Origin of the sequence: uncultured Gemella sp., assembly GCF_963525165.1 — a bacterium.
Taxonomy (GTDB): Bacteria; Bacillota; Bacilli; order Staphylococcales; family Gemellaceae; genus Gemella.
On sequence record NZ_CAURJN010000010.1, the window covers coordinates 34272 to 54985 of the forward strand.

16 protein-coding genes and 2 tRNA genes are annotated in these 20714 nt (G+C 31.5%); all 18 read right to left on the reverse strand.

What is annotated here, in order from left to right; genetic code table 11:
- Window positions 1-7: 7 nt before the first annotated feature.
- The gene (gene pheT / locus RWQ74_RS03350) at window positions 8-2401 is read right to left on the reverse strand and encodes a phenylalanine--tRNA ligase subunit beta (protein ID WP_314396789.1); all 2394 of its coding nucleotides are present in this window, start codon (window positions 2399-2401) and stop codon (window positions 8-10) included.
- A 12-nt stretch (window positions 2402-2413) separates the two neighbouring features.
- The gene (gene pheS, locus RWQ74_RS03355) at window positions 2414-3436 is read right to left on the reverse strand and encodes a phenylalanine--tRNA ligase subunit alpha (protein ID WP_314396791.1); all 1023 of its coding nucleotides are present in this window, start codon (window positions 3434-3436) and stop codon (window positions 2414-2416) included.
- A 440-nt stretch (window positions 3437-3876) separates the two neighbouring features.
- Window positions 3877-4209 carry an SMI1/KNR4 family protein gene (locus RWQ74_RS03360; protein ID WP_314396794.1) on the reverse strand — a complete coding sequence of 111 codons (333 nt, stop codon included), beginning with the start codon at window positions 4207-4209 and terminating at the stop codon, window positions 3877-3879.
- Between the two features lie 7 nt (window positions 4210-4216).
- A complete protein-coding gene (locus RWQ74_RS03365) occupies window positions 4217-4462 on the reverse strand; it encodes an SMI1/KNR4 family protein (protein ID WP_314396796.1) in 246 nt (81 codons plus the stop codon).
- 273 nt (window positions 4463-4735) lie between these two features.
- On the reverse strand, window positions 4736-4918 hold the full coding sequence (locus RWQ74_RS03370; protein ID WP_314396798.1) for a hypothetical protein: 183 nt from the start codon (window positions 4916-4918) through the stop codon (window positions 4736-4738).
- 191 nt (window positions 4919-5109) lie between these two features.
- Complete coding sequence (locus tag RWQ74_RS03375; RefSeq protein WP_314396800.1) at window positions 5110-5832, reverse strand: DUF4241 domain-containing protein; 723 nt, start codon at window positions 5830-5832, stop codon at window positions 5110-5112.
- Window positions 5833-6062: 230 nt separating this feature from the next.
- A complete protein-coding gene (gene ptsP, locus RWQ74_RS03380) occupies window positions 6063-7775 on the reverse strand; it encodes a phosphoenolpyruvate--protein phosphotransferase (protein ID WP_314396802.1) in 1713 nt (570 codons plus the stop codon).
- 1 nt (window position 7776) lies between these two features.
- Window positions 7777-8040, reverse strand: coding sequence for a phosphocarrier protein HPr (locus tag RWQ74_RS03385; protein ID WP_003145399.1), 264 nt, complete (start codon window positions 8038-8040; stop codon window positions 7777-7779).
- 333 nt (window positions 8041-8373) lie between these two features.
- On the reverse strand, window positions 8374-9138 hold the full coding sequence (locus RWQ74_RS03390) for an epoxyqueuosine reductase QueH (protein WP_314396804.1): 765 nt from the start codon (window positions 9136-9138) through the stop codon (window positions 8374-8376).
- Between the two features lie 331 nt (window positions 9139-9469).
- Window positions 9470-10471 carry a Holliday junction branch migration DNA helicase RuvB gene (gene ruvB / locus RWQ74_RS03395; protein WP_314396806.1) on the reverse strand — a complete coding sequence of 334 codons (1002 nt, stop codon included), beginning with the start codon at window positions 10469-10471 and terminating at the stop codon, window positions 9470-9472.
- 19 nt (window positions 10472-10490) lie between these two features.
- A complete protein-coding gene (ruvA, locus tag RWQ74_RS03400; RefSeq protein ID WP_314396808.1) occupies window positions 10491-11072 on the reverse strand; it encodes a Holliday junction branch migration protein RuvA in 582 nt (193 codons plus the stop codon).
- Window positions 11073-11206: 134 nt separating this feature from the next.
- Complete coding sequence (locus RWQ74_RS03405; RefSeq protein WP_314396810.1) at window positions 11207-12094, reverse strand: phosphate/phosphite/phosphonate ABC transporter substrate-binding protein; 888 nt, start codon at window positions 12092-12094, stop codon at window positions 11207-11209.
- A 395-nt stretch (window positions 12095-12489) separates the two neighbouring features.
- Window positions 12490-12563 (reverse strand) — tRNA-Cys (locus RWQ74_RS03410).
- A gap of 19 nt (window positions 12564-12582) precedes the next feature.
- A tRNA-His gene (locus tag RWQ74_RS03415) sits at window positions 12583-12658 on the reverse strand.
- 227 nt (window positions 12659-12885) lie between these two features.
- On the reverse strand, window positions 12886-17931 hold the full coding sequence (locus tag RWQ74_RS03420; RefSeq protein ID WP_314396813.1) for a S8 family serine peptidase: 5046 nt from the start codon (window positions 17929-17931) through the stop codon (window positions 12886-12888).
- Window positions 17932-18210: 279 nt separating this feature from the next.
- Entirely contained in the window at window positions 18211-18594 is a 384-nt protein-coding gene (locus tag RWQ74_RS03425) for a VOC family protein (protein WP_314396815.1), read from the reverse strand.
- Between the two features lies 1 nt (window position 18595).
- Window positions 18596-19351: a copper homeostasis protein CutC gene (locus RWQ74_RS03430; RefSeq protein ID WP_314396817.1), complete on the reverse strand. Its 756-nt coding sequence runs from the start codon at window positions 19349-19351 to the stop codon at window positions 18596-18598.
- A gap of 168 nt (window positions 19352-19519) precedes the next feature.
- On the reverse strand, window positions 19520-20714 hold a 1195-nt coding region (locus RWQ74_RS03435), incomplete at its 5' end, for a ZmpA/ZmpB/ZmpC family metallo-endopeptidase (RefSeq protein ID WP_314396819.1).

Here is a 20714-nt window from a genome sequence, read left to right on the forward strand (position 1 = left end):
AGACTGCCTACCTAATAATAGCTCCGTACTCTGTAAGTGCAACAAGTACTTTATCATGTACAGCTGTTACTTCTTCATCTGTTAAAGTTTTTTGTTTATCACTATATGTAATAGTTAAAGCTAGTGATTTCTTACCAACTAATAACTCAGCACCAACATATAAGTCGAATAGTTCTACTTTAGTAATTAATTTACTATTTACTGATTCAATTACATTATAGATATTTTGATATTCATCTTTAACATCAACTAACATAGCGATATCTCTTGTAATTTCAGGATATTTAGTTACCTCTTCATACTTAGGTTTAACTTTACTTTCTGAAATAACTTCATCTAAATTAATTTCAAATACATATGTAGTATTTAATCCAAGTTTATCTGCAACTTGTGGGTGAACTTCTCCAATAAATCCAATACGTTTTTCACCTAAATATACCTCAGCAAAACGTCCTGGGTGCATACCTTCAAGTTTAGATTTTTTATATGTAACTTTTTCATCTAATCCTAAACGATCAAAAACAACTTCTAAGTATCCTTTAGCAGCGAAGAAGTCTAAAGAGCTACTCTCTTTAAGCCATTTAGTTGCTCTTTCCTCTCCAGTTAGCGCAGCACTTAAGTATAGTGTTTCTTTAGGTTGGATATTATCATCTCCACTACCGAAGAATACACGTCCAATTTCAAGAAGTTTTAGATCTTTTTGTTTTCTAGCTACGTTGTATTGAACAGTGTTTAATAATCCTGGAACTAAACTTTGACGTAATGTCGAGTGAGTTTCAGTCATAGGCATTAATAATCTAACTTTGTGGTGATTTTCTAAAGTATACCCCGTAGCTTCTTCTTCAGATACTAATGAATAGTTAATAGTATCGTTAAATCCTAAGTTAGCAAATACTGCACGCAAATCACGCACCATTTTTTGTGAATAAGTTAAACCACCTTTTGTAGTTTTAGAGAATTTTGGTAATGTTGACGCTAGGTTATCATATCCATAAATTCTAATAACTTCTTCAACTAAGTCTTGTTTAATTGAAATATCAGGTCTTCTAGTAGGTACTTTAACTACTAGGCTTTCTCCTGTTACTTCTACCATAAAACTTAATCCTTCTAAAATAGCTACGATCTCTTCAGTAGATAATATAATTCCAAGGTAGTTGTTAATATATGAAGTAGTAATTTCTACAACTTTCTCTTCTTCTTTATTAACTACTCCAACAGAACTTTCAATTACGGCATTTGGACATAATTCTAAGATTAATTCTACTGCACGAGCAAGGGCTGCTTTTTGCATATTAGGATCAATACCTTTTTCAAATCTTGCAGAAGAATCACTTCTTAATCCATGAGCAGCTGAAGTACGACGAACTGATGTCGAATTAAAATATGCAGATTCTAAAATAAGATTTTTAGTTCCTTCACTTACCTCTGTGTTTTTACCACCCATTACTCCACCAAGAGCAATAGCACGCGTTCCATCAGTAATTACTAAGTCAGTTGTTTGTAATTTTCTCTCTTCTCCATCAAGAGTTTCTAGAACTTCACCTTCTTTAGCATCACGAACTACGATTTTATCTCCAACTAGATCTTTGTCGAATGCATGCATTGGTTGACCAAATTCTAGAAGTACATAGTTTGTAATATCTACGATGTTGTTAATTGGACGAATACCAGAATTCATAAGTCTTGTTTGTAACCATAGTGGCGAAGATTTAACTTCAACATTTTTCACAACTTGACCTACATAGTTTCTACAAGAATCACTTTCGATGTCAACTTGCAATGAAGTCACTTCGTAATTTTCTTCTTTTTCTACATCATTAAAATTAACTTTTTTATTGTATAAAGCTCCTAATTCATAAGTAAGACCACGCATACTTAATGCATCCGCTCTGTTAGGTGTGATTGATAGGTCTAAGATATAATCATTTAAACCAAGTACTTCAACAACATCAGAACCTAACTCTTGCTCAGTCTCAAACACGTAGATACCTTCTTGATAATTTTTAGGCACTACACTTTTACTTAATCCTAATTCAGCTAATGAACAAATCATACCTTGTGATTCTACACCACGAAGTTTAGCTTTTTTAATTTTAATTCCTGGTAATTTCGCCCCTACTTTAGCAACAATTACATATTGTCCAGCATCAACATTTGGTGCACCACAAACAATTTGTAGATTTTCTTCTTCACCAACGTTTACTTGACATACATTTAATTTTTCAGCGTCAGGGTGTTTTTCTTTAGATACTACATATCCAACTACAACGTTAGATATTTCTTCTGCTAAATATTCAACACCTTCAACTTCAATACCACCACGTGTGATTTTTTCAGCTAATGCATTTGCATTATCTTCAACATTCGTATATTGTTTTAACCAATTATAACTTACTAACATTACTACCTCCTATTAATCGTTTCTATCACTATTGAATTGTTCTAAGAATCTTACATCATTTGTGTAGAAACTTCTAATATCGCTAATTCCATATTTTAGCATTGCAACACGTTCTGGCCCCATACCAAACGCGAATCCAGAGTATACTTCTGGATCAAAACCAGCCATTTTTAGAACGTTAGGGTGAACCATACCAGCTCCTAAAATTTCAAGCCATTTAATGCTTTCTTCATCATCTTCATTACCCCAAGATACATCAACCTCTACTGAAGGTTCAGTGAATGGGAAGAAGCTTGGGCGCAGACGGATTTTTTTATTTTCTCCGAAGACAGCTTTAATAAAGTGCTCTAAAGTACCTTTTAAATCACTAAATGTGATATTTTTATCTACTACTAACCCCTCAATTTGAGTAAATTGGTGTGAGTGAGTAGCATCGTCATTATCACGACGAAATACTTTACCAGGGCAAATAATCTTGATAGGACCTTCTCCATTAGCTTTTAACATTTCACGTGCTTGAACAGGTGATGTTTGTGTTCTCATTAATAATTCATTTGTAATATAGAATGAATCTTGCATATCACGAGCTGGGTGATCTTTAGGTAAGTTTAACATCTCAAAGTTAAACTTATCAGTTTCTACCTCAGGTCCTTCAGCAACTGAATATCCCATAGAAATAAAGATTTCTTCAATCTCTTCAATAATTTTATTTAATGGATTAATTCCACCTAATTCAACTTTTTTACTAGGTAGAGTAACATCAATATCCTCACTAGCTAATTTCAACTCTAATGCTGCCTTAGCTAATTCAGCTTTTCTCTCTTCTAAACTATCATTAATGAAAGTTTTAACCTCGTTAACAAGTTTTCCAAAAGTAGGTCTTTCTTCTGGCGATAAATCACGTGCACCTTTCATAACTTCTGTTAGTGCACCTTTTTTCCCTAAAAATTTAACTCTTAGGTCATAAAGTTCTTTTTCATCTTTAATTGTTTTAACTAATTCTAAATATTCTTTTCTTATATTCTCTAAAGTCATAAGTTCCTCCTTAAAATTTTAATATAAAGACATTGCTATAAGTTCTATTATTTATCCAAAATAAAAAGCCCCTCGAGACTAAGTCTCAAGGGACGAATATATCGTGGTACCACCCGTATTTTAAAGCATTATCGCTTCCTTAACATAGTTGATAACGGGTACCACCCGATTGTACTCATAGTCTACTTATACAATTACTCATAAGCTGAAAATATATTCTCAGTTTATACAACTCTTTCAGTCACGAAGTTGCTCCCTGTTAAAAACATCCAATATACCGTCTTAATCATTGCTTTTAAATTATATAGTTAAAATAATAATATAAAAATACCACGATGTCAACTAATACGGCAAAAATAAGTCATGATAACTGATGAACTCAATATATGTTATTTTAAGTTCTAATTTAGCAGTTCCATCAAAAATGTTAGATTATAACGCTAATTAATTTCAGTCATTATCTCATCTATCAATTCTGTAATTCCTTCAGCTACATAAACTATTTCATCAGAATCATGAATATAACAAATAATCTGACCTTCTTTCCCAGCATTATTTGGATCGAAATCAAACATTAGAAAGCAACTATCACCATACTCAGCAAAAGAAATCCACCTTTTATTAAAAAGATATGGTTTTACTCTACTATCCCTCATTTTGTCTACCTCATCACTTGAGAAATATTCAGTAAATTCTGTTAATAAGGCATCTTTATTTTGAAAATATTCCTTTATATTTTCTATATCTTGCAGACTCATTAAACAAAATGGCATTTCTCTTTCATCTATGAATACAAGGAAAAATACTCAAGTATTTACTCCCATTTTTATATTTGTAAATTTCTTTTACATCATTAGGCAAGGTTATACCTATTTTTTTCTCGAAAGATACAATCTCTATCTCTGAAGCTCCTGAAATTTCGTGATAATCGTCAAGATATTCTTCTACGGGATCTTCCAAATCCCATTCTTCAAAATTTTCACATATATATTTTTCAATTTGTTTGATTTTATCTATTATTTTCATATTTTCTCTCCAAACATTAAATTTAAAAAAATGCCAAACCTATTCATATAGTATTAGTAACTACATTCCTATGTAGTTTTATTCACTAATTTTTTCTATTTTCGAGCATCTCTATTATTTGCATTTTACGTTCTTCCAACTCTTTAATTTTCTTAAGCAAGAAATCAGAAAAGTTCACTTCATCTTCCTCAAAAGCAACTTTAGAATACCAATCAAGTGCGACAATTCTATTATTTTTATCAAAGCAAAATATTGTATTTCCATCACCGATTATTAAAAAAATGGAATATAGTCTTCTAAACCTTCCTCATGTAATTCTTTTGTTTTTACACGAATATCTAGATAATCTGGTATTCCTTTTGCAATACCATATACTATAATTCCTTGACAAAATATACAAAATGGTGCTACATCATATACCTTAGCTTTTGAACATAATTCTTCTCTAACTTCCATATAAAGTCCTCCCAAAGGAGACATAGTAAACTCTTTAAAATCATCTGGAAGACTTACATCATACTACTTCTCAAAATTTAATATATCCTTTTCTGATGGTTCGTTTCCCATACAAGCAAAAATCTGATATACCTTAGAATCATAGTTATGAAAATAATCATAGACTTCTTCTATCGTCATAAATAATCTCCTTATCCTAGATAAATATACTCTATAACAATGTCACAAAGATTTTTATTCTTATCATATCCAAAATACACAGGATATACTCCATCTCCAAAACCTGTTTGAATCATCGGAATGTTCAAATCAGTATTAGGAATTCTGAAATTAATCCAATCTCCTCCTTCACGTTGATAAAGTGGATTTTCTACTGCATTTTTTTCAAAAATTTCAGCAAAAAAATCATCATAAATATTTTTACCAGGATTTTCTTCATACCAACTATCTTCAAAATCACAATATGAATTTTTAGTTTCAACATCTACTATTGTCGCAAGCCCTGCATCTACAAAAAATCCGAAAATACTCCCTTCTTCAAGAGAATCTAGATTTTCATCTCCCTTTAATGCTTCGTAGTAAATAACAGGTTCTTCTTCTGTAAATTTAACTCTACTCATCACATATCTGTAATGGTCTTCCTCTATTTTTGCTACTAGCGTTTTTATTCTAAATTTTCCTACAGGCACGGACTGTAAATAAGGTTTTTCATCTCTATGAAGCCATACTAACGGGTCTCTAACCAAAATTTCTCCAGTTGGGAAATTCACTTCCCCCATATCTAAAACAAAAACTTCCTTACCTTGTATTTCTTTCATTTCAAAACAATGTGCATAATTTACAGATGATGTAAGTAAATTCTTAACTTCTTCATATTCTTTTAGCCATTTTTCTGATGTATGTATCTTTTCCATAAAAATCTCCTTGAATACATTTTTATATTATTATTAAAATCTTAAACTTAACTCTATACTAATTTTTATCGAATACACTAATTATTATACACCAAATTAATCTTAATTATTTAAAGTAAACTAATATGTTTTTTCCCTTTATAATTAAGGCTCTTTGTCAAGTTCGGGGCATGGGAAAAAATCACTCTTTCCCCTTTTCGAAGAAAGAATGATTTTATTTATATATTTCTTTATTTCGTATATTCTTCTACTAACGCTAGTACTTCTTCAGTTGTTGAACACATAATAGCTTTATCAACTAACTCTTTCATTTTTTCTAATGATAAGTTTTTGATTTGGCTACGTGCTTGAAGAATTGAAGTAGCTGACATAGAGAACTCATCTAATCCCATACCTAATAATAATGGAATAGCTAAGCTGTCTCCTGCCATTTCTCCACACATTCCAGTCCATTTACCTTCTTTGTGAGATGCTTCAATAACATTTTTCACAAGACGTAAAATTGCTGGGTTATATGGTTGGTATAAGTATGAAACTTTTTCACTCATACGGTCTGCAGCCATAGTATATTGAACTAAGTCGTTAGTACCAATTGAGAAGAAGTCAACTTCTTTAGCGAAGATATCAGCAATAACAGCAGTTGATGGAATCTCAACCATGATACCTAATTCGATATCGTTACTTACTGCAACACCTTCAGCTACTAATTTTTCTTTTTCTTCTAAGAATAAAGCTTTAGCATCTCTGAATTCTTGAACTGTAGCGATCATTGGGAACATTACACAAAGTTTACCGTAAACAGATGCACGTAATAATGCTCTAAGTTGAGTTCTGAATAACTCTTTTTCTTCTAGGCAAAGACGAATTGCTCTAAACCCTAAGAATGGATTCATTTCTTTTGGTAAATCTAGGTATGGTAATTCTTTATCTCCACCGATATCTAAAGTACGAACTACAACAGGTCTGTCACCCATTCCTTCTAATACTGCTTTATAAGCTTCGAATTGTTCATCTTCAGTTGGTAATTGATCACGTCCCATGTATAAGAATTCTGTGCGATATAATCCTACAGCTTCTCCACCATTGTTGTTAACACCTTCTAAATCAGCAGGTGTCCCAATATTAGCTGCTAAAATCACTTCATGACCATCTTTAGTTACAGATTTTTCTGTTTTTAATTTAGCCCATTCAGCTTTTTGTTCTTCAAATTTAGCATGTTTTTCTTTTAATTCAGCTGTAGTAGCTTCATCTGGATTTACATATACAACACCATTTAATCCGTCAAGAATAAGCACATCTCCATTCTTAACTTCATCAGTGATTGTACTAGTTCCTACTACTGCAGGAATTTCTAATGATCTAGCCATAATAGCCGAGTGAGATGTACGCCCACCAATATTTGTAGCAAAACCTTTAACAAATTGTTTGTTAAGTTGAGCTGTATCAGATGGAGTTAAGTCCTCTGCGATAACAATAACTTCTTCATCGATTAAACTTGGATTTGGTAAATCTACGTCTAGTAAGTGAGCTAAAATACGTTTAGATACGTCACGGATATCAGCTGCACGTTCTTTCATGTAGTCATTATCCATAGATTCAAACATTGAAACAAACATATCTGAAGTTTCTTTTAGTGCATATTCAGCGTTAATTTCTTTTGATTGAATGTCAGTTTTAACAGTTCCCATAAATTCTGGGTCTTCTAAAATTAATAAATGAGCTTCGAAAATTGCTGCTTTGTCAGCACCTAAATTTTCTAATGCTTTATCTTTAATGATTGTTAATTCTTTTTTAGAAATTTCAATCGCATCTTCAAAACGTTTAACCTCAGCAACTACATCTTGAACTTTAACCTCACTAACTGTTAGGCTTGGCTCAACTAAAATGTATGCTTTAGCAAAAGATATCCCTTGAGAGGCTGCAATACCTTTTAGTTGTAACATTTTATGCTAATCCTTCTTTCTTCATTGTTTCTTCTAATGCTGCTAATGCTTCTGCTTCGTCAGCTCCGTCAGCATAAATTACGATATCAGCGTCTTTTCCAACTCCAAGACTCATAACACCCATAATTGATTTTAAATTAACTTTACGTCCGTTGAATTCTAATTCAATATTTGATTGGAATTTAGAAGCAGCTTGTACTAATAAAGTAGCTGGTCTAGCGTGGATTCCTGTTTCATCGATTACTTTAAATTCTTTTTGTAACATAGTCATGTCTCCTTTTATTTAAAAAAATATTTACATTCAAATAATAACACATGAAAGCAATATTTACAAGTATTTTATACTTATTCAATACTAAGATTAGTGCTTATTCTATAACAAAGAAAACAGTTTCTTATCTGTATAGTAAGCATTTACTTCTCATATATTGAAAATATAATGAAAACACTTTTTTCAGTACTAATTACCAATAAAACGTAAAAATCATAAAAAAGTATCTATTACAAGGAAGTAACGATACTTTTTTATATTATGCTTATTAATTAAATTTAAAATTATTATGTTTTTATTTTTATACTGTAAACTTATTTATGAAAATTAAACCAATTCTCCACCTAGTTTAATAATAGATTTAAACCTCTCATAATCTTCATGGTTTCTATTAAAATCACGAGCATTTTGATTAACCTCTTTAAAATCTATTCCTTGATCTTTAGCGGCAAATACACATCCACAATAACATTGTCTATATATATTATAATCATTACACATTTCTACAGATCTTCTGTAACCATTATTCTTTTTAAAATCTGAAGGTAGATAATATATAGAAACCTGTTCTTGAAGTACATAACCTGCTTCGTTTATTACAGTTGCATTTTTCTTTGGACTTAAAGTCAAAGCAGAAGCGAAATAATCGTAACCTAGCTCTTCAGCCTTCTGAGCAGAAGAGTCTAAACGCATTTCATAACAAATATGACATCTATCTCCACCTTCTCTATCCTCTTCATGTCCTTTTACAGCACTGATAAATTTACTTGGTGCATACTCATCAGCCAAGAATTTAATCTTTTTGTCATTTCTTTTATTGAACTCTTCGACAAAATCTTTTTGTACTAACATACGTTTAATATATTCTTCTTTTGGATGTATGTTAGAGTTTGAGAAAAATATTGTAATATCACTAATCTCAGATAAGTATTCTAGTACATATGTACTACAAGGAGCACAACAAGAGTGAATAAGAATTTTTGGACGAAAATTAGTCTTCTCCCATTCTTTAATAAGTTCTTTTAGCACGTTATCATAATTAATCTTTTGATTTTTATGTCTAGTATTTATAAATTGTTTACTATCAATCATACGAATTTAATCCTTCTAAAATTTCTAATATTTTACTACACAAGTTTAATATACTTTAATTTATTTTACAATTAATATCATTTCTAATTAAAAGATATTATCAATAACAACTAAAATAGGTTCCGAAAAGGTTTTGACACAAAAGTACTAAATTTTAAAAAAGTGTATATGATAACTCCTAGACGCAGTGGTTTATTGATATCTAAATTCGCTTTATAAAAGCTTTTTAGATATCTAATAAACTTTGCGGAGATGACTCAACAAAATCTTGTTTCTCCAAAATCGCGATTTTGGAGTCACTCCCAACTTAACGAAACCCATTATTTATTAATTATTCGACTTTATACGCGATTCCTAAATGTTGATATGCCTTAGGTGTGGCACGACGTCCTCTAGCTGTACGTTCTATAAATCCTTCTTTTACAAGATATGGCTCGTAAACATCTTCTATAGTAATACTTTCTTCACCAATAGTCACAGCAATTGTCTCAAGGCCAACAGCACGACCATCATAACGTTTAATTAAACATTCAAGTATTTTATAATCAATATTATCAAGACCTTTCGCATCTACTTGTAGTAAATCTAATGACTCAACAGCTAAATCCTTAGCTATAACACCATCATTTTTCACTTGAGCAAAGTCTCTTACACGTTTAAGAAGTCTATTCGCTATACGAGGTGTTCCACGAGATCTCATGGCTATTTCATATGAACTCTCTTCATCTATATCACATTCAAAAATATCAGATGTTCTTTCTATAATATTTTGCAGTTCAGAAATCGTATAAAATTCCAGACGACAATGCACACCAAATCTATCTCGAAGTGGCGCAGTTAAAGCTCCTGCTCTTGTCGTTGCACCAACCAATGTGAATGGTGGTAGTTCAATTCTAATACTACGCGATTCTTCACCTTTTCCAATTACAATATCAAGATAAAAATCTTCCATCGCAGAATATAATATTTCTTCAATAGATCTACTTATTCTGTGAATTTCATCGATAAAAAGAACATCACCTGGTTCAAGACTAGTTAATATAGCAGCTAAATCTCCAGATTTCTCTATTGCAGGCCCTGAAGTATATTTAATCCCCACTTCCATCTCATTAGCAATAATTGTCGCTAGTGTAGTCTTCCCTAATCCAGGAGGTCCGTATAATAGGCAGTGATCTAGAACTTCACCACGAAGTTTTGCAGCTTCTATAAATATTTTTAAATTACTTTTTATCTGTTCTTGTCCTATATACTGGCTAAGAAACTTCGGTCTTAAAGACTGTTCCTCACGCTCTTCACCAAAATTTTGGCTTGCAGATACCATTCTATCTTCCATAATTTCCTCCTTTCATCAATTATGCATTCATTAATAATTTTAATCCTTGTTTTACATATTCATCAACACCAGAGAAATCAAATGCCGATAATTTTTTCTCAATTTTTGTAAGTTCTTTTTTACTATATCCTAGAGCTTCTAATGCTAACATTGCATCACTTAGGTAATTATTTACAGCAGTTGGAGCACTACTAATATTAGTCATACTGAAATCAACTTTACCTTGTAAATCAAGAATAATTTGTTGAGCAGATTTTTTCCCAATTCCCGGAAACTTCGTTAAATATGTTACATCTTGATTCTCGATGGCTCCAATAATTTCTTCACTAGTTCCTCCAGCTAATATAGCTAAAGCACTCTTAGGTCCTACACCTTTTACCTTTAATAATAGTAAAAATACTTTTTTCTGATCTTTATTAGAGAATCCATAAAGAATATTAGAATCTTCTCTTACTTGTTGACTTATAAAAACTATTTTTTCTTCATTTAATTGATATTCATACGGATTAGCAACAACTATCTCATAACCTATTCCATTATTATCTACAACGATATTTGTCGGATTAACTTCCGAAATTTTTCCTTTAATATATGCGTACATTACATTCACACTCCTGATTGATTATTTAATTATAAAATTAAACGTAAAAAATCTCAAGTGTTTTATATAATCAAAATAATTTCTAAAATTACAGACAAAAAAAACTTGGCACATTATGCACCAAGTTCATATTTCTATTTTACTTTATCTAAATCAACATTCATAACTTTTGCAGTTGCTTCTACTTTTTTATATGCATCTTGATCCACATCAGTAAATCCAGTGATACTAAACATCTTTGTGAATAATTCTTTCATTTTTGGATCTTTCTCTATGTCACGAAGAGCTTTTTCTAGTTTTTCTTGTAACTCTTTATCCATTTTGCTAGAAGTTGTAACCATAACACCAGGAATCATATCACTAGTTGCTAATTTTTGAATATCAGTTTTTGCTTGTGGGAAGTCTTTAGCATATCTATCTTCCACTCCATCAAATGTTGCTATTACATCAACATCTTTGTTAAGAAGTAGTTGTAAACTCTTATCGTGTCCACCACTAAATTGATAACTAATATCTTTATCTAAGTTAAGACCTGCTTCAACTAACATAGCACCTGGATAAATATATCCTGATGAAGATGAAGGATCTACGAATGCTACTTTTTTACCTTTAACATCTTGAAGTGATTTAATACCAGAATCTTTTCTTACATATAATTCAGCAGTGTATCCAGGTTTTCCTGTTTTACCTTTTGATGTTAGTATAGGTTTTGCACTACTTTGTTTCTGAGCTAGTAGTGATGAAAATGGAGGAATGATACCAAAATCAACACTTCCACTACCTAAACCTTCAACTACACCAATATAGTTACTAGCTGTGAAAGCTTCTACTTTTACTCCTAATCTTTCAGAAAGATAATCAGAGATTGGTTTAAGATCTTCAACAAGTTTCTCACTATTTTTCAGAGGAACAAATCCCATTTTAATAACTTTTTCTTCTTTTTTCGTTTCAGTCTTTGCAGTACATCCAACTATAGAGAAGACAAAAATAAAACTAAATAACGCCAATAATATTTTTTTCATATTATTTCCTCCTCGATATTTTAAAAATAAATTTGATATAATTTTATCACAAAAAAAACAATATATCTAGCTTTTAAAAGGAAATAATAACAATTTTAATAAGAATTTTACGGGGCTGATACAGAAGTCCTAAAATGTAACAAAGTTCAGATGAGAACTCATAGACGCAGTGGTTTATTGATATCTAAATTCGCTTTATAAAAGCTCTTTAGATACCTAATAAACTGTGCGGGGGTGACTCGACAAAATCGATTTCTATGAAATCACGATTTTTGAGTCACTCCCTCGGTAATTATCAATAAATTCCCGAATATTTTCATAATACAAGAATCATAAATAATATAAACCGTAATTTAGGCATAAAAAAAACACCTTATAAAAAGATGAGTAAAAATTGGAGGCGGCTACCGGATTTGAACCGGTGATCAAGGTTTTGCAGACCCGTGCCTTACCACTTGGCTAAGCCGCCTAAAGATATTAAATTTTAATGGGGCGGCTGAGGGGAATCGAACCCCCGAATGTCGGAACCACAATCCGATGCGTTAACCACTTCGCCACAGCCGCCATATCAAGAACAATATTTATTATACATTTTTCATCAAATTATGTCAAGAACTTTTTTAATAATTTTCAAATTTTCAACTACCTATTCAGTATTAATACTCATACCTAATTCCTTACAATCATTACTAATTTCAATATTTCAACAACTCTCTATATTTAGCCCTTTCATAATACAAATTAATAATTCTCCTTAACCTTAAGGTTAAAGAGAATTATTAAACTACCTATTATTTAGTATTTTTTCTTTTTCTCAGTACGTATACTAAACAAATTAATGCAAGTCCTACAAAGGTTGTAGGTAAAGCTAATGTTCCTGTTTTAGCTAATAGAGAATTTGATTTACCAACAGTTCCAAGATTTACTTGAGAATTGTTTGCTACCATTCCTTGATCTTTAGCTATGTCTGCTAATCCAACACTTGCTTTATCTTTATCCTTATCTTTTTTAAATACATCGCCAAGTAATGTTGATAATTTAGATTTTTCTTTACTTACCTTCTCTGCTGCTTTTTTAAGAGTTTCTAATGCACTGTTTACTTCATCTTGTTTTGCATTTGCATTAGATAATACTAAGATAGCTGCTTTAAGAGCTTCTTTATATTCTTTCTTAGCTGCTTCTTCTGCTTCTTTAAAGCTATCTTGTGATGTAAGGTCTCCATTTTTCTCAACTTCAGCCGCAAGCTCTTTTTTATCTACACTTTGTACTTCTGCTTTTGGTTGCTCATCTTTATTTTCTTTAGGTGTCTCTGCTTTTGGTTGTTCTACTTTGCCAGTATATTCTTTCGGAGCTTCTACTTTTTCTGGTTCTACAACTGCTCCTGCTTGCACCCCTGTGTATTCTTTAGGTGCATCTACTTTCTCTGGCTCACCTTTTGCCTCTTTTGGTTTAACACCAGTAAGTTTAGAAATAGCGGCATTTAACTCTTCAACAGCTTTATTCACTTCTTCTTGTATTGCATGTTCATCTTCTAAAAGTTGTTTAGCTTTATTAATTGCTTTGTTGTATGCCTCTTTAGCATCTAATGACGCATATTCATACTTATCACTATCAGTTGTAACTTTGAAATTATCAGAAGCAAGTTTCAATTGACTCTTATCTACTTTAACCTCTTCTTTAGGCGCATTTTTCTCTATAAGAGCCACAAAATTACTAAATCCACCTACTGTAAAGACGAATCTACCATCTACTACTTCACCATTAACCGGTTCAATTGTTCCATCTTTTTTCTCATGACCAAATTTTGCTGGCATTTTATCTAATGATAGAGTAACTTTTCTAGTTCCATCAACTTCTACAACTTTATTATTTCTATCTTCTAAATGGATATCATAAAATACTACATCATATTTAGTTAAATCAATCTTACTATCAGTTAGCTGTTTAAGTATTTTTTCCTTGCTAGCTTTTTCAACATCTCCAACTACAAGTTTATAATCATTATAAAGTTTAGCTTCTCCAAACTCAACAGTCGCTGGAGTAGTTGCACCTTCTGCAGTTGTAACACTAGCTACTTTCTCAGCTACACTTAATTGTAACTCTTTTGTATTACGACCATTTCCTACTACAAGTTCAAAATTATTTTCAGAAGATCTATATCCCTCAGGTAATACTACTTCAACAGTATATTTACCATTATTTAATCGTTTTTGGAATTCTTTTTCACTATATAGACTTTTTGATAATTCTATTTTTTCACCCTGTTCATTTGTAACAAATACTTTTGCTCCAGCAGGTATAACTTTATCAAATTTAATTATTGTCGTATTTCTCTTTTGTTCTTCAAATGTAAATTCTACTGTTTTAGTTGAATCATCTTTAGTAATTTCAAAAGCAACTTCTTTAGGACTAGTTAATTTAAGAGCTTCATCAGTTAAAACTACTTGTACAGTATATTTACCATACGGTAGAGCTGTTAGGTTCTTACCATTTTTCGTGAAGTCTTCTCCTACTAATTCCCCTTTTTCATTCTTAATAGCATATCTTACGTTAGTAGAATAATCACCTGTTCCATCTTTAGCTGTAGTTTTAATTTCTACAGTACCTTTTTCAGTATTCTGAACTTTTGAAATTCCAACACTATCTTTGTTCCCTGCAAAGTCACTCACTTCATAAGTAAATTTATCTAGAGATATTTTTTCTGGAAGAGTAAATGTACCATCTATATTTGGTTCTACTTCCACTTCTTTTTCAACAGTTTTACCGTCTTTACCTTTTTTAGTCACTTTATAGCTTAATTTCTTATAAAGTAATCCACTTCCATTTTCTTTTACAGCATATGGTTTAAATGTTCTAGTTTTTTCATCATAAACTCCACCTGTACCAACAATTTGTGGTGCAACTCTATCAAGCGTAACGTTAAACGCTGTTTCTTGCATCTTCGCACCTGTTGCAACAGGACTATAACTAACTACATATTGATATTCTCCATCTGGTAGTGGATTTCCGTTTTTATCTTGTCCCTTCCAGTTTGTTTCAGTAACTAACACAGCTTTTTTATTTGTAGCTTTATTGTGGAAGAAATTCTTTTTACCAGAAACATTACCATTTTCATATAATGGATTTTTACGTTCAACATCATCTTTAGCATAAACTGATAATTTAAGATTCTCATAGTTTCTTAAGAAAGTTGCTTTAAATCCAATCTCATCGTGTTGTCTATCCCCATTTGGAGAAAATGCTAATTTACCAAAATAATTAGACTTAGTCTTAGGATCAGTATACTCTCCTAAAACTTTAATGTTCTTTTCTTCACCATTTACATCAACAGTAACTAATGAAGTAAAGTTATTTTTATCATCACGTTCTGTTGTATTAGGTTTATAGTAATAGAATGGTTTTTCATTCCCTTTAAATTCATATATTGGTTTTTCTACTACAGGTAGATTTTGGAACTCACCTTTAAAACCAACATATGGAATTCCAGCAACAGCTGTATTCGTATCTTTAGGATCAAAGAATCTTACAAATCCTTCAAGATAATAACCATTTGGCATTTGTCCTTCTAATTCATTTCTAAATTGCGTAGCATCAACTGTGATAGTAACTGTTTTTTCTCCTTTTGCAGGAACAACTACTGTTTCTCCTCCATTACTTTCTGATAATTGTCTTGGTTTTAGTGTAATTTGTCCATTTTCTACACCATCAGTATTTAAATAAGACTTGTAAACAAGTTCCTTAGGTTGATCAGATAAGTTGTGTAGTACTACATTAAATTTAAATGTATCTTGGACATTACCTAAAGAGATACTTCCATAATCATTATCTCCAGTTACATATAAATCACCAAATGCCGCTTTAGATACATCAATAACCCCTGCTCCTTGTTGTCTAGGTGACGTAAAGGCTTTAGTTTCATTATTATAATTTGGAATCGCAGTACTCATTAATAGATGTTTTATTAATTTCTGTAATTCTTCACCTTGTAGATCTGGATATCTTTCTTGGAATACTTGTTTCATTAAAGATATAGCTCCAGCTACATGTGGTGATGCCATACTTGTTCCACTATCTAATCCATAAGTTCCATTATTAAATGAAGAATAAACATCACCACCTGGTGCCGTAACATCAGGCTTAAATAGTCCGTCTCCAGTTACTCCCCAACTTGTAAAATCAGCAAGTTGGTTTGCTTGTGGATGAGGCCTCTTACTAAAATGCCCTGTAAATTTCAATTTGTAGAAATCTGGATAAGTAGCTAATAAATTACCAAATTTATACCCAACAAACACTACAGGGAAATCACTATCGTAATTATTTAATGCTACATTTAGTAATTCTTCTCCACCTTCTTTAGTGTTGTATAAAACAGCTCCTACAGCTCCAGCCTTCTTAGCTGCTGCTACTTTATCAGCAAAGGTATTTCCACCCCCACGCATCATCACTGCAATCTTACCTTTTACATCTTGATTTTTAAAATCATTTTCTAAACCATATCCAGCATTAAATAATGAATACTCAACTTTAGGATCAAATTTCTTAGTAAATGGTCTTATTGTAGCTTCTCCATTATCCCATTCTTCATTTCCTTCTAATCCTACTAAAGTCATAACTTCAGTATTCATTACACTATTGTTTATAGCTGCTACAGCTATTGAGTCAGGTGTTACAGATGGTGTTCCGATTAATCCATAATCTGGATTAGATGCACTTGGTTTACTTTGACCATTTCCAAATACATTATCATTCCCCGCCGCAACTACTACGTTAACTCCAGCCTTTTTAGCAAGTGCAATTGCATCGATAGTACCTTGTCCAACTTCTGTTACTGCTCCAGCTGTTGCCCCTAAGCTCATATTAATAGAATCAGCACCCAATTTAACAGCATCCTCAATAGCTTTAACATATAAAAACGTACTTGTTTTTGCCCCACCTTGTTTATCTGAGAAAACTCTCATAAAGATTAATTGTGACTCTGGCGCAACTCCAGCTACATATTCATTGTTTGGTGCTTTTTTCGTTGGATTACCTACTGAAGTACCTACAACGTGCATTCCGTGAGATTTATCTTTTTTCTCTTTTAAGTTATTATCCCAATCGTAGTAGTTAAATGCATAAATCAGTTTATCACTATACCATTTACCATAATCGATTCCAGCTTTTTCTCTTACTGATTCTAGTTCAGCTTTATTTTTATACTTAGCTTTACTAGCATCAGTTAGGTGTAAAATATCGTGATTAGGATCTAAACCTGAATCAATAACTGCTACGACTCTTCCTTGACCTTTATAACCTTTATCCCAAAGTCCTTGAACTCCAATAATTCTATTACTATCGATAACTGTATTTTTTAAAGCAGTATCATCTTCATTATTTTTTGTAGTAGTCTCAGGAACTTCGTAATCAACACTCACTTCAACACTGTTTACAAAATCCATCGCCTGAATTTTTTTAGCATCAGCATAAGAAGTTTCTAAAGAAAATCCATTTAAAAGTGTATCATATTCAAATAATACTTTATAATCGACACCTTTATCTTTAATTTCTTTTAAAGCTCTTTCACGTGGTTCTTTAGTGCTTTTTTCACGTTCTTTTCGTCCTTCTTCTGTTTTTAATGAATTAGGATCTACTTTATCCTCTTTTAAAGATACAATAATTTTAACTTTGTCTTCATCTTTAAAAGTATGTGCAGAGGCATTAGATAAGGCATCAATCTTACCATTTTCCTCAGCATATACCCATTTTTTCTCTAAATTATTAAAATTCATTACATGTAGATTTGTAAGTAATAACGTTGCCGTTACAAACGAAACAGCAGCTTTTTTTCTAAATTGCATTATCCTTCTCCTTTTTTAAGTTTATTTTAATTACATTTCTCTATTTAAACATATATTTTCAGAAAAATCAATAGAATTTTCTTTTTATTGCATAAAAAAATAAAGAAAGGGAGCAACTACAAAATCGCAATTTCTGAGAAATCGATTTCGTATAGTCACTCCCGTAAAGTGTATTATACATATAAAAGGCTATTATAAAACGAATTTAGATATCAAAAAATCTGTATTCTTACATAAACTTTTTATTTGAAATTTTTAGTGCTGCCGCTTTCTTTATCTTTACTCATGTATCTCTAACGGCAGTCCATCTGGATCAAAGAAAAATGCCATTTTCTTATTATCAAAATCATCATATCTTAATTCTTCATGTGGAATATCTAATTCATCAAATTTTTTCAGAACCGCTTCTACATCTTCAACTTTAAAAGCTAAATGTCTTAGTCCACTGTATTCTGGACTTGGCATCTTAGGTCTCAATGGAGCATCTTCTTTAATAAAAATTTCTAATACTAGATTCCCTTGTTTTACATTTAATATTATATCATTCTTCTCTGGACGATTATATTCACTAATAACTTCAAATCCTAATTTATCCACGTAAAATTCCTTAGTTTCACTATAATTTGTTCCTATAATCGCTATATGATGCATATTTTTAAACATTTTAATACATTTCCTTATTTAATTTTTTTACTATGTCTATAGCTAGTGCTAACTCCTGAGGATTCACTTCTTCATAGTCACCTTCGTCAGTATACCTATAAGTTACATCCACTCCGGTTGTCGTTGGATCAATTCCATACTTTTTAAAAGTTCCATGTACTTGGGCAACTCCTGTTTCTTTAATAATATACTCAATATTCTCTGTAGTGATACCCGCACCTGCTAGAATCTCAATTTTATCCCCGAACTTTTCTTGAAGCCGTTTTAAAAGTTTTACACCTCTATTTACATTTGCACCTAGTCCACTAGTTAAAACTCTGGTACAACCTAATTCAATCAAACGTTGAATATTATATTCTGGCTCATTTGAACAATCAAACGCTCTATGAAAGACACTTTCCGCTTTAAAACTTTTACATAAATTTATCATTTTCTCAGTCTCTTTCCAGTTAATTTTTCTACTTTCATTTAAGAAGCCAAATACTATCCCTTTTGCACCGTGTTCTAGCAGTTCTCTAGCTTCTCTGAACATCTGTTCTTTTTCTATTTCCGAATAGCAAAAACCACCTCCCCTAGGTCTTACCATCGCCATTATAGGTATTTCAACTCCACTTTCAAGTACCATATCTAAAACTGTGGTAGTAGGCGTTAATCCCCCTAAGTAGCTAGCACTAATCAATTCTATTCTATCTGCACCTTCACTTTGAGCTACCAAACAATCCTGAACACTATTAGCACATACTTCAATTTTTATCATATCAAATTCTCCTTTTACTCTTATAGTTTTATTATATCACAGATCCAGCTCATAATATCTGCCTACATTAATACTGTATAGAATAGTATTCTAATAAATATAAATAAGGACATGCGAAATATATTCACACCTCCTTACTTATATATTTACACAAAAATATAATTTATCTTACTGTTCTCCAAATATTGAAGTTCTAAAATCATCCGTTTTATCTAGATAAGCTTTAAAGATTGCTTGTTTAAGTTTATGAACTCGGCTATTAGTGTTAGGATATAATATCGAAGTGTAATTATCGGCATCAGCCTGTACTGCTTCTTCAATCATTCTTTCAAGCCTATTAATATTATTAATTCTTACTGTTTCTTGTCGTCCAAAAGAACTATTTGGATTAATAATACTAATAGTTGTTAATCTATTAAACTTAGATTTTCGTTCTTCATACATTGCTTTTTTAAATTCTACCCAAGATGAATAACGATTATTAAATACTTTATCAAGCACTAACTTATCAGTTACATTACCTATTACTTTACCATATGATGTAATAACATGACCATTTTCTTTTGCTTCTTCTGCGTATTGATTAGAAATATATGGTACCATTCCATCTTTAAATCCTTTTGCAGCTAACAATTCAAACGCCATACGACGACCCATTAAATCACCCGGTGTTCCTTCATTATTACTTAAAGCTGAATAAATTGGTGAAAATAGTTTAATTGTATGATAGCCATTTCTCTCATACTCACCTTGATCTATATAACCTCTTCTTGTTATAATATCATTTTCAATTAGACTATCAAATGAATTTAACTTATTAAGCTCTTCACCTGTTAAATAACGAACAACATTAGTTGCATAAGCGTTACTTCCATCTGGATCTGTTTCAAATTTATTTTCTATTTTTCTTAACATTTCATTTTTTTTGTCAACACCTAGTTTAACTACTGCATTACCTTCTAGATATTCTAGCATATAAATTACGTCAAACATATTATGCATATATTTTTGTAAATCTTCTGCATTTTTAAATCGTTCTGTAGGATCTTTTACCTGAAGTCTAGTTGATTCTTCAGATTTATCATATTTTAGTGCAGAGTTAATTGTGATAGTAGGATCATATGGATGATCAGGAGCTTGTAACAATCCTTTAGCATAAAACTCTGGTCCAAATCCATTTCTTCTTCCATATCCTCCAAGATAAATTTCTCTATCTGAGTTATGCGTCATTTCATGCGTATAAGTTACCGCACCATCTTTATCAAGCATACGATATGCCATATAGTAGAATGCATCCCCTGTAGCGTATGCTCCATTAGAATTATGAACAACATTATTTCCCGCTGGACCGAAGAAATGTTTT

Coding starts and splice junctions, on each gene's coding strand:
- RWQ74_RS03405 (WP_314396810.1), bottom strand. CDS start 12,094: ATGAAAAAAATATTATTGGCGTTATTTAGTTTTATTTTTGTCTTCTCT.
- ruvB (WP_314396806.1), bottom strand. CDS start 10,471: ATGGAAGATAGAATGGTATCTGCAAGCCAAAATTTTGGTGAAGAGCGT.
- RWQ74_RS03370 (WP_314396798.1), bottom strand. CDS start 4,918: ATGGAAGTTAGAGAAGAATTATGTTCAAAAGCTAAGGTATATGATGTA.
- RWQ74_RS03375 (WP_314396800.1), bottom strand. CDS start 5,832: ATGGAAAAGATACATACATCAGAAAAATGGCTAAAAGAATATGAAGAA.
- ptsP (WP_314396802.1), bottom strand. CDS start 7,775: ATGTTACAACTAAAAGGTATTGCAGCCTCTCAAGGGATATCTTTTGCT.
- RWQ74_RS03365 (WP_314396796.1), bottom strand. CDS start 4,462: ATGAAAATAATAGATAAAATCAAACAAATTGAAAAATATATATGTGAA.
- ruvA (WP_314396808.1), bottom strand. CDS start 11,072: ATGTACGCATATATTAAAGGAAAAATTTCGGAAGTTAATCCGACAAAT.
- RWQ74_RS03425 (WP_314396815.1), bottom strand. CDS start 18,594: ATGTTTAAAAATATGCATCATATAGCGATTATAGGAACAAATTATAGT.
- RWQ74_RS03385 (WP_003145399.1), bottom strand. CDS start 8,040: ATGTTACAAAAAGAATTTAAAGTAATCGATGAAACAGGAATCCACGCT.
- pheT (WP_314396789.1), bottom strand. CDS start 2,401: ATGTTAGTAAGTTATAATTGGTTAAAACAATATACGAATGTTGAAGAT.
- RWQ74_RS03390 (WP_314396804.1), bottom strand. CDS start 9,138: ATGATTGATAGTAAACAATTTATAAATACTAGACATAAAAATCAAAAG.
- RWQ74_RS03360 (WP_314396794.1), bottom strand. CDS start 4,209: ATGCCATTTTGTTTAATGAGTCTGCAAGATATAGAAAATATAAAGGAA.
- RWQ74_RS03420 (WP_314396813.1), bottom strand. CDS start 17,931: ATGCAATTTAGAAAAAAAGCTGCTGTTTCGTTTGTAACGGCAACGTTA.
- RWQ74_RS03430 (WP_314396817.1), bottom strand. CDS start 19,351: ATGATAAAAATTGAAGTATGTGCTAATAGTGTTCAGGATTGTTTGGTA.
- pheS (WP_314396791.1), bottom strand. CDS start 3,436: ATGACTTTAGAGAATATAAGAAAAGAATATTTAGAATTAGTTAAAACA.